At 53.2% G+C, this 14,955-nt stretch carries 11 protein-coding genes; 8 read left to right on the top strand and 3 right to left on the bottom strand.

Features of this window, described 5'->3' with window-relative positions; all coding sequences use genetic code 11:
* Positions 1 to 331 precede the first annotated feature (331 nt).
* From NYE48_RS18560 to NYE48_RS18545, 4 genes are all read left to right on the top strand, one after another.
* Positions 332 to 775, top strand: a complete 444-nt coding sequence (locus NYE48_RS18560; RefSeq protein WP_156124515.1) for a hypothetical protein — start codon at positions 332 to 334, stop codon at positions 773 to 775.
* Positions 776 to 879: 104 nt separating this feature from the next.
* Complete coding sequence (ytxJ, locus tag NYE48_RS18555; RefSeq protein WP_036707638.1) at positions 880 to 1,224, top strand: bacillithiol system redox-active protein YtxJ; 345 nt, start codon at positions 880 to 882, stop codon at positions 1,222 to 1,224.
* Positions 1,225 to 1,317: 93 nt separating this feature from the next.
* Complete coding sequence (gene ccpA / locus NYE48_RS18550; RefSeq protein WP_340999667.1) at positions 1,318 to 2,328, top strand: catabolite control protein A; 1,011 nt, start codon at positions 1,318 to 1,320, stop codon at positions 2,326 to 2,328.
* A 115-nt stretch (positions 2,329 to 2,443) separates the two neighbouring features.
* Positions 2,444 to 3,142 carry a 5'-methylthioadenosine/adenosylhomocysteine nucleosidase gene (locus tag NYE48_RS18545; RefSeq protein ID WP_212947088.1) on the top strand — a complete coding sequence of 233 codons (699 nt, stop codon included), beginning with the start codon at positions 2,444 to 2,446 and terminating at the stop codon, positions 3,140 to 3,142.
* A 201-nt stretch (positions 3,143 to 3,343) separates the two neighbouring features.
* Here the strand turns inward: NYE48_RS18545 and NYE48_RS18540 are convergent, their stop codons facing one another.
* Positions 3,344 to 3,976 carry a GNAT family N-acetyltransferase gene (locus tag NYE48_RS18540; protein ID WP_339324161.1) on the bottom strand — a complete coding sequence of 211 codons (633 nt, stop codon included), beginning with the start codon at positions 3,974 to 3,976 and terminating at the stop codon, positions 3,344 to 3,346.
* A gap of 291 nt (positions 3,977 to 4,267) precedes the next feature.
* On the opposite strand from NYE48_RS18540, the gene acsA reads away from it, so the two are divergent.
* The gene (gene acsA, locus NYE48_RS18535) at positions 4,268 to 5,992 is read left to right on the top strand and encodes an acetate--CoA ligase (RefSeq protein ID WP_340999666.1); all 1,725 of its coding nucleotides are present in this window, start codon (positions 4,268 to 4,270) and stop codon (positions 5,990 to 5,992) included.
* Positions 5,993 to 6,219: 227 nt separating this feature from the next.
* Here acsA and NYE48_RS18530 read toward each other — a convergent pair whose 3' ends face one another.
* On the bottom strand, positions 6,220 to 9,378 hold the full coding sequence (locus NYE48_RS18530) for a transglycosylase domain-containing protein (protein ID WP_340999665.1): 3,159 nt from the start codon (positions 9,376 to 9,378) through the stop codon (positions 6,220 to 6,222).
* A 197-nt stretch (positions 9,379 to 9,575) separates the two neighbouring features.
* The gene (rpsD, locus tag NYE48_RS18525; RefSeq protein WP_212947082.1) at positions 9,576 to 10,175 is read right to left on the bottom strand and encodes a 30S ribosomal protein S4; all 600 of its coding nucleotides are present in this window, start codon (positions 10,173 to 10,175) and stop codon (positions 9,576 to 9,578) included.
* 437 nt (positions 10,176 to 10,612) lie between these two features.
* Between rpsD and NYE48_RS18520 the strand changes: the two genes are divergently transcribed.
* The 3 genes from NYE48_RS18520 to NYE48_RS18510 all read left to right on the top strand — a co-directional run bounded on the left by NYE48_RS18520 (position 10,613) and on the right by NYE48_RS18510 (position 14,878).
* Complete coding sequence (locus NYE48_RS18520; RefSeq protein ID WP_340999664.1) at positions 10,613 to 12,592, top strand: sensor domain-containing diguanylate cyclase; 1,980 nt, start codon at positions 10,613 to 10,615, stop codon at positions 12,590 to 12,592.
* Positions 12,593 to 12,748: 156 nt separating this feature from the next.
* Complete coding sequence (locus NYE48_RS18515; protein WP_340999663.1) at positions 12,749 to 13,576, top strand: hypothetical protein; 828 nt, start codon at positions 12,749 to 12,751, stop codon at positions 13,574 to 13,576.
* Between the two features lie 186 nt (positions 13,577 to 13,762).
* On the top strand, positions 13,763 to 14,878 hold the full coding sequence (locus NYE48_RS18510) for an aminopeptidase (RefSeq protein ID WP_036707653.1): 1,116 nt from the start codon (positions 13,763 to 13,765) through the stop codon (positions 14,876 to 14,878).
* Positions 14,879 to 14,955: the final 77 nt, after the last annotated feature.

The raw sequence follows: 14,955 nt of genomic DNA, 5'->3' as shown, positions 1-14,955 counted from the left end.
AATCGATTAATGATAAAAACGCATGAAACCCGCATTCATTTCGAGTGCCGGGTTTTTTTCGGCGAAAAATGATGGGCTTCGGAATCGCGAAGGACTTTCATCTCCGCTCCCGTTCTTCCGCTAACCGGGGGCTGTCTGTCTGAGGGTTACATCAACCGGATACCAATTCTGCTGGGAACCGGCCGATATGAAAGAGATGGGCTTTTTGGTAAATAAAACAGCTGGCCCAAGCAGGGAGGAATCGCGGCCTGCAGAGGCGAATACCAACATCAGCCGGTATCGGCACTCATCCGAGTAGACAGATAGAAGAGAGAGATTGAGGTGGGGTATTGTGTCAATGAAATGCAACTGCGAGCAAAGCCTGAAACTGGAGCTTCGGACGGTCAAATACAGCCGGAGCGTGACGATCCGCCATGTCCCCGTACTGGTTTGCGATCAATGTATGACGTACGAACTTATACCTTCCATGCGGTCGGACTTGAAGAGATGCATCGATTTGCTGGGGTCCGATCCGGGAAAAACGAGCTTTTCGATGACGGACCACCATGAACTGGCCGGCGTCATTTACGACGTGCTGGCCGATGAGGATTGTCCCGATGACAGGCTGCACGCAAAATTCGAAGACGAAATCGAGGGGCGGATCAACCTCCTCTTGGATATGTATAGATTGGCCGAGGGCATGCGCGACGATCAATGGGTATCGGACATACGCCAGCGCCTTTCGCAGCTGTCTGTCATCCTGCCGGAAATGAATGTATTTCATGCCGATGTATGAAAACAAAAAAATTTCAGAATTATTTTCATAGTTCGTTGGATTTTTCACGAAGTTTTTGATACGATAGAAGGAGGAATGAATCGAAAAAAGGAGATGTATATCAAATGGCGACGATGACCAAACTGACTACTAGCCAGCAGCTGCATTCCGCATTGGCTGCTTCGGACGAAAAGCCTTTGCTCCTGTTCAAGCACAGCACGCGCTGCCCGATCAGCGCCGGGGCCTATCAACAGATGATGTCATACTTGCAAAACGAGCCGAACGAAGCCGTAGAATACGCATTAATCCATGTGGTCGAGGATCGCCCGGTCTCGCTGGAAGCGGCGGATCTGCTTGGCGTGCAGCACGAATCCCCTCAGGTGATTCTGGTCAAAAATCAGGCGCCGGTCTGGCATACATCTCATTCTCATATCACGGAAGATGCTTTGAAACAGCACCTGAAAGGATAGTAAAGCGTTATCATTGCAGAATGCGACAATTTGTCGTATCATAATTTTAATGGGTTGACGAGTGAAAATTTATTGGCAATGGAGAGAAGGAATTTGACGGTAACCATTTACGATGTGGCACGTGAAGCAGGCGTATCGATGGCAACGGTATCGCGGGTTGTAAACAACAACCCCAACGTGAAGCCTCAGACCCGGAAAAAAGTATATGAAGCAATCGAACGTTTGGGATATCGCCCTAATGCGGTGGCAAGAGGCCTTGCCAGCAAAAAAACGACGACGGTCGGGGTAGTCATTCCCGATATCTCGAACTCTATTTTTGCGGAAATCGCCCGGGGCATCGAAGATATCGCCAACATGTACCACTATAATATCATTTTGTGTAACGCCGATAAGAAGAAGGAAAAAGAAATTCGCGTCATTAACACGCTGCTCGAGAAACAGGTCGACGGCCTGCTGTTCATGGGCGGAACCGTAACGGAAGAGCATATTCAGGCATTCCAAACCTCCGCCGTACCGATCGTGCTTTGCGCGACGCGTGATGAACAGGGAAACTATCCTTCCGTGGATATCGACCACGAAGCGGCGGCATTTGACGCAGTCAACACGCTCATCCGCCACGGACACCGCGAAATCGCGATGATCAGCGGCACGCTTCAGGACCCTGCCAACGGGTACTCCCGTTTCCAAGGGTACAAAAAAGCGCTGGAGAACGCGGGAATCGAATACCAGGAGGACCTTGTCCGCATCGGTAACTACCGTTACGAGTCCGGCGTCGAAGCAATGAAATATTTCCTCGGGCTGAAGAAAAAGCCGACGGCTATCTTTGCGGCAACGGACGAAATGGCGATCGGCGCCATTCACAGCATCCAGGACGAAGGGCTGAAAGTGCCTGACGATTTCTCCGTGATCAGCGTCGACAATACGCGTATGGCTTCCATGGTTCGTCCGCTGCTGACAACGGTTGCTCAGCCGATGTACGATCTTGGCGCGGTGGCCATGCGTCTGCTGACCAAGCTGATGAAAAAGGAAAACGTGGACAACCCCCGGGTTATTTTGCCGCATGAGACGATTTTGCGTTTATCCGTCAGCCACGTGAACGAATAAGAAATAGAAACGATATGAAAAAGGTTATGTTTACGCTGAAAAAAAGCTTCCTTGCGGGAGCTTTTTTTCACATATCGGTCTGGAAACCGAAATTTAGGAAAAGGGAGAATGCAAGATGCCGGAAACAATCGGAATCATTGGAGCGATGGACGAGGAGGTCGAGCTGCTGCTGGCCGGGATGAACGGCTCGGAAACGGTGGAGAAGGCCGGAGTCCGCTATCATAAAGGGACATTCCACGGCAAAAACGTCATCGTCTGCAAATCGGGAGTCGGGAAAGTGAACGCCGCGGTGACGACGCAAATTTTGATCGACTTTTTCGGCGTATCGAAAGTGTTGTTCACGGGCGTCGCAGGCGCCGTTCATCCGGAGCTTAACATCGGCGACATCGTCATTTCCTCCGAATGCCTTCAGCATGATATGGACGTGACGGCGCTCGGTTTCGAACGCGGGGTCATCCCTTATCAGGAGGTTTCCGTTTTTCAAGCCGACAAGGCGCTGGTCGCGCTTGCCGAAAAGGCGTGCAGCACGCTTGGCGAAGTGAATTTCCGCGTCGGACGGGTGCTCTCCGGCGATCAATTTATCGCCAGCGTGGAACAGGTCTCCTGGTTCTATGAACATCTGCAGGGGGCGTGCGTCGAGATGGAAGGGGCGGCGGTCGCCCAGGTTTGTTACATGAACGGCGTGCCGTTCGTGGTCATCCGTTCCATGTCGGACAAAGCCGACGGTTCGGCGCATGCCAACTTCGCCGAGTTTACGGTGGCGTCTTCGCGCCGTTCGCATGCCATTTTGGATGATATGCTTCGGCAAATGTAAAATCGGCTCATCAGCGAACAAGCTGCCCGGCAAGGTTGGCCCCAACCCCGGGCGGCTTGTTTGCCGTTGGAAGATGCGGCGGACCAGAAGAGGGGGGCTGCCGGCCATTGAGCGCATAACAAATAAGCCGTCCCGGACGAGAGCGGCGCTCGGCAGGGGACAGCCGTGTGTTTTATGAGATGGATTTTGCCAAAGCTCGGGCTAATACATGAAACGCTGCTGAAAACGGATGCGGTCGAACTGCTCCTTCGACGAAATCGGAACATCCCGGCCGATCCGGACCATAAGGCAGTTGGCCGGATGCGAGCAAATTTCCGGATCGTCGGTCGCGTACCAGACCATGTCGACGACCTTCATCAGCCGTTCCATCATTTTGCGGTAATCCCATACGTTCAGCCCGCTGCTTTTTAAATCCCAATGCCAATAATATTCCGTCGTGAACACGATATATTGTTCCATTTGCCCGCCTTCGAAGGCGGTTTTGATCATCTTCTGGCCGAGGCCCAGCGACCGGTAATCGTTGGCCACCTCGATGGCGCCAAGCTCGATCAAATCCTCCATATGGCCTTGGGACCAGCGCTCTTGCTCGTCCGGATAATGGAAGGTGACGTAGCCGACGATGACGTTTTCCTCGCGGGTGATGATGATCCTTCCCTCCGCAAGCCCGGCGATTTCGATCAGCGCTTCGTGCTGGTCTTTCGGACGGCGGAACGCATCGAGGTCGGGGTGCATGGTTAACTCGGACAATCTTCCGGGCGGCACGGGGCCTTCAACGACCAAGCAGCGCTCGCCAAGAGGCACGGTTTCGACATGGTACAATTTCAGGTGTTCCATCTGGACGCTCCTTTCGGCTTCTAACCTACTTATAGCAAAAAAACAATTAAATGAAAAGCGATGGCAGGAATTTTCATCCTATGTTATAATGATTTCTGACAAAAAACAGTCACAATTTTTGATCTTTACATCTGCCAGACCTGCTGTATCATGTTTTTCGCTTATCGGAATCATCGGAAAAAGGTTTTGAAGACTGATTGCGTGTGTATGTTGTCATTATGGCATGAACTCATACAAATTGTAAGCGCTGCCCTATCAATTTTTGGGAGAAACAGAGGGAGGATGAAAGAAATGGATCAAAATCAAAACGAAATTTTACCAAGCGTCGCCACAACGTCCAACCTGGGCGATTATGAAGAAGCCCGCTCGAAATTCCAATGGGAGGAAGTCGAGAAGCACTTCAGCTGGTACACGACCGGGAAGGTCAATATGGCGTACGAGGCCATCGACCGTCACGTTGCGGAAGGCCGCGGCGACAAAAAGGCTTTGCTCTATAGCGACGCTGCGCGGGACGAAAGTTATACCTTCGGCGACTTGAAGGAGCAATCCGACAAGTTCGGCAACGTTCTCCGCAAATACGGGATCGGCAAAGGCGACCGGGTGTTTATTTTTATGCCGCGCAGTCCTGAACTCTATTTTTCTCTCATGGGCATTCTGAAAGTGGGTGCCGTCGTCGGCCCGTTGTTCGAAGCGTTTATGGAGACGGCCGTTAAAGACCGTCTGGAAGACAGCGGCGCGGTAGCGCTCGTCACGACAAGCCAACTGCTTGGCCGGGTCAAGCGCGACGAGCTGCCTGAGCTGAAGCATATTTTCGTGGTTGGGGACCAAGTTGAGGAAGACGGACAAATTCATGATTATTTCGGCGAAATGAAAGAAGCTTCTTCCGACCTTTCCATCGAATGGCTCGACCGGAACGACGGCTTGATCATGCACTACACTTCGGGTTCGACCGGGAAGCCGAAAGGCGTCTACCATGTGCAAAATGCCATGATTCAACATTATTACACGGGCAAAATGGTGCTGGACCTGCGCGAAGACGATATTTATTGGTGTACCGCCGATCCGGGCTGGGTGACGGGCACGTCGTACGGCATCTTCGCTCCGTGGCTGAACGGCGCAACGAACGTTATTCGCGGCGGACGCTTCAGTCCACAGGATTGGTACGGCACGATCGCTAAAAATAAAGTAACGGTATGGTACAGCGCTCCTACCGCATTCCGGATGCTGATGGGCGCAGGGTCGGACATCATTTCCCAATTCGACCTGAGCAGCCTCCGCCACGTGCTTTCCGTCGGGGAGCCGCTGAATCCGGAGGTCGTTCGCTGGGGACAAAAAGTCTACGGCCAGCGTATCCATGATACGTGGTGGATGACGGAAACCGGAGGGCATTTGATCTGTAACTATCCATCGATGGCGATCAAGCCGGGATCGATGGGCCGTCCGATTCCAGGCGTGGAAGCCGCGATTCTCGATGACAACGGCAATGAGGTTCCGCCGTATACGATGGGCAACCTGGCCATCAAAACGCCTTGGCCGTCCATGATGAATCAGATCTGGAATAACCCTGCCAAATATCAGGAATATTTCCGGATCCCGGGCTGGTACGTTTCCGGCGACTCGGCTTACATGGACGAAGACGGGTATTTCTGGTTCCAGGGGCGCGTCGACGACGTCATCAACTCCTCCGGCGAACGGATCGGACCGTTTGAGGTGGAAAGCAAGCTCGTCGAACATCCGGCGGTAGCCGAAGCCGGCGTCATCGGCAAGCCCGATGCTACCCGCGGCGAAATCATCAAAGCGTTTATCTCGCTCCGCGAAGGTTATCAGGAATCCGAAGAGCTGAAAAACGAAATTTATAAATTCGTGAAAGAGGGACTTTCCGCCCACGCGGCGCCGCGAGAGATCGAATTCCGCGACAAGCTGCCGAAAACGAGATCCGGCAAAATCATGCGCCGGGTGCTCAAGGCTTGGGAGCTGAACCTGCCGACAGGCGACCTGTCCACGATCGAGGATTAATCGCATATACCGTTTATCCAGGAAGCACCGGATCATTCGTTCCGGTGTTTCTTTTTGTTGGGAGGGGAAATCCCTGAGCAGGGGGTTTACCGGATTGCAGCCGCTTCGATGGCCGGGGAAGCAGGGGGTTAGGGTGGGGCGGGACGGAGCGTTTTCTGGGAAATTGACTTTAAAACGTAGAAAAAAAGGCTTACCCTGCGATTTGCAGGATAAGCCTTGGATGGCCGTCATTTTTTCTCGAAATACGAGGCCGGGGATGGGGGGGATTCCCCCGCCGAATTAACGGCCGTGACCCGGAAATAACCCGCTACCGGCGCCGCTGCTGCATATTGGAAGCCAGGCTCGCGGCTGGAGCCGATTTTGGAGTAGGACCCATTGGGTTTCTCGCTGTAATAAACGTAGTATTCCGTCACCTTTTCCTCAGGACGGGACGGATTCCATTGGAACAGGATGCCGTTTTCCAGCGGCGAAATCTGCAGGCTTACAGGCGAAGCAGGCGCCTGCAGCTGCGCGTCCGAACCCGTAACGGATTGGCCGGGAATTTGCTGGCCATTGGCGCCCGGATCGAGCGATGTGCCCGGGTCGACCGATGTGCCTGGATCGATCGGAGCGCCGGGGTCCGTGATTGCGCCGTTGTCTCCAGGGAGCCCGATCATTCCGTCGCCGAGGCTGCTTACCGTTGCGCTTGGCGCCGATTCTTTGCCTGCGACATCGACCGCCGTCACATAAAACGCGGAACCGGCATCGGCAGGGCTGGTGAATGAAGTCGCATTGCCCGCCAGCACGATTTTGCCCGTATTTTGGAAAGCGCCGCCGTTTTGGGACCGGTACAGCCGGTATCCGACGACATCCGATTGCCCGGATGGATTGAACGTAATCGTTGCGCTGCTGCCGTTCAATGCCATTCTGACGTTGCCTGGCGCAGCCGGAGGAGCGCCGTCATCCACCCGCGGATCGATTTCGGTCGGCATATCCTCGCCGGCATCGCGCGGAATATAGTAGGAAAGCGGCTCATGGCCTCCGCGCATTTTGGCGAATGCGGCTTCAAGCTCCTTGATGAGGTCCGGAATCGGTTTCTCGCGTTTAATGACGACCTTTTCCTTCAGCATATCCTCAGGCGTTCCATCCTTCGGAATGTAGTTGACCCCGTTGTACGTGATGTATTTGACTTTGGCGATGGCGTCATCGCTTGCTTTAGGCACGTATTTTACGTTAAACAGATCGGTCACGAATTTATCGGTTAAGGAAGTCGGCAGTTTACCGCTATAGGCCGAAACCGTCTTGGAAACGATGCCTTCGGGTTTATCGAATTTCGCCGTCTTGAACAAATCCGCTTCCTTTTCAGCGACTTCGTTCATGATCAACGTCCATATGGACTGGGCCCGCTTTCTGGCCGATTTGGTCGTCAGCGTGTTTTTCGGCTCCTTGTAGCCTACCCATACGCCAAGCGTGACGTCAGGCGAATAACCCATAAACCAAACGTCGGCATAGTTTTGCGTGGAACCGGTTTTCCCGACGATCGGGATTTGTTTGAAATGCTTGTAGTTTTTGCGGACAACATCGCCGGTTCCGTCCGTAATGACGGTGCGAAGCATATCGGTCATCAGATAGGCGGTCTGCTTCGAAAATGCCTGCACAGGCTTGGATTCATGCTGGTAAACGATGTTGCCGTTCGAATCGACGATTTTTTCGATCATATAAGCATCGTTGAACGTACCCTGGTTGGCGATGGCGCTGTAGGCGTTCGTCAGCTCTTCGACGGTGACCCCGTACTTCAGACCGCCCAGGACGCCCGTTTGGGCCGAATAATCATCTTTTTGGATCGTCGTGATGCCGAGCTTTTTGGAAAAAGCCCATGCCGCGTCGATGCCGACGACATTGTTATACAGCTTCAAGGCGATCGTGTTCACGGACTTGTTCAACGCTTTCCGCGCCGTCATCAATCCGCTGTAACCCGAAGTCGAGTTTTTCGGGATGTGGAATCCCTTTTGGCCGTCCTTCAGAATGATCGGGGCGTCGTCCAGGATGCTTGCGGGTTGGATGGCGCCGGATTCGATGGCAGGCAGATAAGCGGCGATCGGTTTCATGGTCGACCCCGGCTGGCGAACCATCTGCGTGGCGTAGTTCATCTGTTCTTTGTTGAAGTCCCGGCCTTCGAGCATGCCCAAAATGGCGCCCGTCTTGTTGTCGATCATCATGGCGGCCGTTTGCTCAGGACCTTTCGTTTTGCTGTCCGGTCCGAAGTTATCCTTGTTTTCGCCGATTTTATGCATCGAATTATAAACGCGTTTATCGATGGTGGTGTATACGCGGTATCCGCCGGTCTTCAGCTGTTGATTTGCCGCCTCGAGCAAATCGCTGTCTCTTTCGGACGGATCTTCCGGGTCTTTGCCCGCGTTTTTCAAATTCAGCTCCATCAAAATTTCCGAAGCCTGGCGTTCGGTCTCCATCATCAGGTAAGGGTAGGTCGAATACGCCTTTTCGACGCGGGGAGCGAGCGCCTTGCGGATATCGAAGGCCATCGCTTCCTTGTACTGGGCTTCCGTGATTTTGTTTTCCTCCAGCATGCGGCGCAGCACGAGGTGCTGGCGGTCCAGCGCCCGCTTGAAGGCGTCCGGATTGAAATCGCCCTTGGAATTGTAAGCGGAGTATCGGGTCGGAAGCTGCGGCAACCCCGCAAGGTAAGCGGCCTGAGCGACGTTAAGCTGATTCAGATCATTGATATTAAAAATGCCCTTTGCAGCTGCTTTGATTCCGTACAAGTTGTATCCGCTGGCGCCCTTGCCGAAAGGCACCTTATTCAGGTAAGCGGTCAGAATCTCTTCTTTCGTCATGAACCGCTCCAGGCGGAGCGCAAGCAATATCTCCTTGATCTTCCGGTCATCGGTCTTGTCGAGGCTCAGGAAAACGCGTCTGGCCAACTGCTGCGTCAATGTGCTGCCGCCGGTTTGGACGGATTCTTTCAGCACCTTTTGCCTTACGGCACGCAGCGTGCCTTTCATGTCTACGCCATTATGTTCAAAAAAGTGGTTGTCTTCTATGGATATGACGGCATCGATGACTAATTTCGGAATTTGCTTGTATTCGACGGGACGCCGGTCTTCATCCGTGCGGATTTGACCGATGGGCGTCTGTTGGTCGCGAAAATAAGCAAAGCTGGTGATGGCGTTTTCACCCATTTTCTGATCGATCAGTTCCCTGGAGCGGACGGGTTCGTCTTTGACGATATAAGCGACGTAACCCATGGCGGTGCCTCCGACGAACAGGGCTCCCATCAGTCCGACGACAAACAGCCAGAGGATGACCAGGCCCGTGACCCGGGCGTAGGACCGCCTCGGTTTCGTGGCTGGCTGCTTATCCGGTTTTTTATTGTTATTTTCAACCATTCGCGTGCGTTCCTCCTTTTAACGGAACTATTATAGCATAATTTGCGGATTTTGAATGCAGGGAGCGAATGAGGGCTTTTTTTCGTGAGATTTGACATATTTGAAGGGCAAATCGTACAAAGCAGGCGAGCAGAAAAGGTCGCGAAAAAAGCAAAAAGCCCGGAACCGAAGGTTCCAGGCTTTCTTTAAGGCAAAGATTAACGGTTGTAGAATTCGACGATTTGTTTTTCGTCGATGTCTTGGGAAAGCTCAGCGCGTTCAGGCAAACGGATGTATTTGCCTTCCATTGCCGCATCGTTGTATTCCAGGTAGCCTGGAAGATGGCTGCGGTTTTCCAAAGCTTCTTTGATGGAAGAGAGGCCGCGGCTTCTTTCGCGAAGACCGATTACGTCGCCGATGTTCACCATGTAGGAAGCAACGTTGACTTTTTTCCCGTTAACGGTGATGTGACCGTGGGAAACCAGCTGACGAGCGCCTGCACGGGAGTTGGCGAAGCCAAGACGGTAAACGAGGTTGTCCAGGCGGCTTTCCAGCAAGAACATGAAGTTTTCGCCGGCGATCCCTTGCATTTTTTGAGCTCTGTGGAAAAGGGTGCTGAACTGCTTTTCACCCAAACCGTACATGTGGCGCAGTTTTTGCTTTTCAGCGAGCTGCATGCCGTAGTTGCTCATTTTTCTCCGTTGGTTAGGACCGTGTTGTCCCGGAGGGAACGGTCGTTTCAATTCTTTGCCTGTACCGCTCAGGGAGATGCCCAAACGGCGGCTCAGTTTAAATTTAGGACCAGTGTAACGTGCCATGTTATAGTAGACTCCTTTATTTTCAAATATTAATGTGAAATAGGGCTCTATTTGCGCCGGGTTAGTTGATTGTGTTAGCCTTATCGGCAGTAACACCTGATTGAAAAGTTCAGCCGCTGTTCGATCAGCAACAAACCGCGAGAGGGTGACACAACGTTACGCCCAAATTCAGACTGAATACAGTCTTGTTCATCAATAGATTTTAAACGAATGCTCATGGCAAAGTCAAGTCCTGATAAATATCGAGAAACGTCTAATTTTGTCGATAGGCCTATGGTCCTAAAAAAGTAGGACAAAATCTCTGAAATTTTGATGCAAAATCGGTTTGAAGAGAGTAGAATAAGGGTATTATGAAAGTTTTTGAAGATTTACCGCTTATTTCGACCACCATGGTGCCGTGCGACACCTTTTAACACGGTGTAAAGGAGCGCCTGCTAATGCCAGAACATCAACAGGATTTTTCCAAACATCAAAGTTTGTTTCAGACCCATATCGAAACGGCGTCTCCGAGCGAGTCTTCTCATTTATGGTTGAAGGAGATGGACATCACCGGCCATGACTTGCCTTACGTTCGGGAGGTCCTGCAGCAATCCTTCGAGGATTGGCGAAAGGAGACGGGGGCGCTGCCTTTTTCGCAGCAATCCGAATGGGCCGTCGCCGATCACGAGGGCGCTTACGCATGCGGCGAGACGACAGTCCATGAACTGCTTGCCGCGCACTGCCCGGACCTTTTGAAGCGCTGCCTGGCATCGCATGAAACGGTTTGCGGCGATATCGGACCATCCGGCCGTTATGGATTCGCCGGACGAACGGTATGCCTCGTGCCCATACTGTCGCGGAACGGGCAGCTGCTTGTTGCCGTGCTTGCTTGCGTGCTTCCGAAGGACGGAAGCAGCGGAGGGACCGATGCCGTCCATGCGACCGCGCTGCATTACCGCTCTTGTTTTTTCAGACGCTATGAATACATATTCGTGTCCGACGTCATGAAGGTTCAAAAAAATGCGGAACGCGAGGCCAGCCGCAGATCGATCCTGTTCCAAATCATGCAGCGGATGCATGACCAAATCGACGTGGATACGGTAATCACCGAAGTGCTCGACTGCATCGCGATCCTGTATCCTTCCATTGAGCTCAGCCTCATGATGTCCCAGGATCACGAGCACCACAACCCGAGGGTGAGACCGCTGGTGTTCCACCCGTGGGGCGAAGACATTTGCGTGCGGGCTTTTATGGACGGAAGATTGACGGTTCAGGAGGGCATGGAGGGACGGGATGAGGCCGAGATCGCCATTCCGTTCGGGGGCAAGCAGGGCATTTACGGCGTGTTCCATCTGAAAATGACCCGCGAACTGAAGGAAGATCTGGATCTGCAGCTCATTACGATGATGATCGATACCGCCGGCAACGCCTTTGAAAATGCCAAGCTGTACGAGCAATCCAATTTGCTGATCCATGAGCTCCGCCTGATCAACGAACTGACGCAGCGGCTTAATCAAAGCCTGCAGCTCGCGGACATCTACAAACTCGCGACGGGGGAACTGCTCAATATTTTTAACGCGGATTATTGCTGCTTCCTTCAATTGAATGAGGAACGAAACATGCTCGAGGTCATGTCGTGCAACGAGCCGTCGCTTTCGCGGGACCTTTTCAGCAAAGATTACGGCTTCGGCGGACTGGTGTACGAAAAAAAGGAACCGATCATTTTATCGGATTACCATTTGAACACCAAGGTATCGTCCAAACTGATGGAAGTGACCGGTTCGCAATCGCTGATCGCTACGCCGTTAAGCGTCAACGGCAAGGTGATCGGAGCCGTTTTGCTGACGCATCGCAGCCCGCATTTTTTCTCCTACGACAATTACCGCCTGCTCCAAACGCTGGCCAGCCATATCGGGCTGTCCGTCAGCAACGCTCTGCTGCATGCCGAGCTCAGGCGCATGGCGAACCGCGATATGCTGACCGACATGTATGCCCGACATTATCTCGACGAAGCGATCCAGGATTCGCAGGCCAAAGATTTTTGCGGCTCCCTGATCGTCGTGGACATCGACCAGTTCAAGCAGGTCAACGATACCTACGGCCATCAAAAAGGCGACAAAATTTTGAAGCAGGTCAGCGAAATTTTGAAAACGTCCATCCGGCCCGTCGATATTCCCGCAAGATGGGGCGGCGAAGAACTTGCGGTATATTTGCCGCAGCTCGGCCTTCATCAGGCGATGAAGGTGGCGGAAACGATCCGGACGCGGGTGGCGCGGGAGACCAATCCCGGCGTGACCGTGTCGAGCGGCATTGCCGAATGGTGCATCCTCGACAAGCACATCAGCGTGGACAGCCTGTTTTACAGAGCCGACATGGCGTTGTACCGCGCCAAAAACAGCGGGCGCAACCAAATTCAAATCGAAGACATGCACGAATGAGAAAGAGCGATCTGTGCCAAGCAGCAGGCGCTCTTTTTTTTGCGCAAAAATAATCGTTCGGGGGCGTCCCGGGCGGCCCGTTTTCGGACGACAGCTGCATAATCGTTTGCGGCACAGGCAAGCCTAAGCCCAAAAGTCCGAGAAGAGGGATGCCTTATGAAAAAAAGGAGATTCTGCCGCGGCTTCGCCGTATGGCTGTGCATATGTTTGGGGTTGACGGGGTGCGGCATGTTCCAAAACCAAAAAAGTCCGGAAGCGTGGTTCAAGCAGACGCTCGGCGGGTTAGCCGGCATCGATTCCTTCAAGTTTAACGGGGAAGCGGCCGTACGAACCCAATCGGAAAAGGGCTTTCGGGAAAGCTTGGCCTACGAGGGGATCCTGACCGAACACGACAAGCTGACGATCCGCAGCATGCTGCCTGCGCAAGCCGCCGGCAAGAATGCATCGAATGCGATGCGAACCAGCAGCTACCATGCGGCCGAATCCGGATTCCGGCGGCAGGACGGCCATTGGGTTCATCTGTTCAGCGAGGGCAGCGCGGCGCTGGGCACCTCCTTGGCCCGCTTTAATCCGCTCGCGCAACTCGACGCGATCGACAAGCTGCCGAAGCAGATCAGGGAGGCTTCGGGAGCGGCCCGCGGAACGAAGGTGCTCCGGATCGAGCTTACCCCGCCGGCCGCCAAACAGTGGCTTGCCGAGCAGCTGGAAACCGAGATGGATGCGGTCCGGAAGCAGGCAGAGGAATCCGGCCAGGGGCTTTCCGCCAAGGAAAAGCGCCGGCTGACCGACGTATGGAACAAGGGTAACGGCCAAATGAAGCAAATGCTCGAACACGCGGAAGTCGAAATGGTGTATTATTTGACGATCGACAAACGGACCGGCTTTCCGGTCAAGCTTTCTTCCGAGAGCGATATACGCTACCTCAATCTGCATCATCGGGAGGAACATGAACAGATGGTCAACGACGTCGCTTTTCACCCATGACGGGGGTGCGGCTCCTTTGGTCGATGGATTAAACATACCGCTAGACGCCGCGGTTCATCCCGCGAAGTGGGCCGATCGGCGTTTTCTTACTGTTTGAAGCCGGAAGAAAGTGCTACAATAGAGGACGAATAAATTAACCTTTGTTCAAAAAAATATACTGCACGGATTTTTAGGAGGAATAAACAGATGCGAGATCCTAGAATTCAGAAGCTTGCCGAAAACCTGGTGGGTTATTCGGTAAACGTACAGCCGGGCGAAAATGTCCTGGTCGAAATGATCGGCTCGGAGCGGGATTTGCTGAAAGCCGTGATCGAAGAGGTACATAAACGCGGGGGCAACCCGTTCGTCGAATTGACGGACAGAGGGGTGCAGCGCGCGATGCTCATGAACGCAACCGAAGAAATGGTTAAAACGTGGGCGGAATACGATTTGGAACGCATGAAAAAAATGGACTGCTACATCGGCATCCGTTCCGGCGAAAACGTAAACGACCTCGCGGACGTGCCGGACGACAAAATGCGTTTGTTTAACCGCCTGTACAATCATCCCGTTCACAGCGGGCAGCGCGTCAACCATACGAAATGGGTCGTCCTGCGCTATCCGAACGCGAGCATGGCGCAGCTGTCCAATCAAAGCACCGAAGCCTTCGAGGATTTCTACTTCGACGTGTGCAACCTGGATTACGCCAAAATGGACAAAGCGCAGGATCCCCTGGCCGAGCTGATGAGAAAAACGGACAAAGTCCGGATCGTCGGTCCGGGCACCGATTTGACGTTTTCGATCAAAGGGATCGGGGCGACCAAATGCGCTGGCGAAAAAAACATCCCCGACGGCGAAGTGTACAGCGCGCCCGTCCGCGATTCCGTCAACGGCACGATCAGCTACAACACCAGCACCGTATATCAAGGCATCACCTTCGAAAACATCAAGTTCACGTTTAAGGACGGAAAGATCGTCGAAGCGACAAGCAACGATACCGAGCGCTTGAACCAAATCCTCGATTCCGACGAAGGCGCCCGTTACATCGGCGAGTTTGCGATCGGTTTTAACCCGTACATCCTGCATCCGATGAAGGATACCCTGTTCGACGAAAAAATCGCTGGCAGCATCCATTTTACGCCGGGGCAAGCCTACGAGGATTGCGACAACGGCAACCGTTCGTCGATCCACTGGGATATCGTTTTGATCCAGCGCCCGGATTACGGCGGCGGCGAAATTTATTTTGACGACGTGCTGATCCGCAAGGACGGACTGTTCGTAATCGACGAGCTGAAAGGCCTCAACCCCGACCAGTTGGTGTAATCTTCGAAAACGAACCAGAAATCCCTTGCACAGGAAAGCGGATTCAATGTATCATGAAATTGGCAGCATGAATATAA

This window comes from Paenibacillus sp. FSL M7-1455 (genome assembly GCF_038004655.1).
In the GTDB taxonomy this organism is placed as follows: Bacteria; Bacillota; Bacilli; order Paenibacillales; family Paenibacillaceae; genus Paenibacillus_AQ; species Paenibacillus_AQ cookii.
Note: the sequence above shows the minus strand (reverse complement) of the source record. Positions and strands in the feature narration are given on the sequence as shown.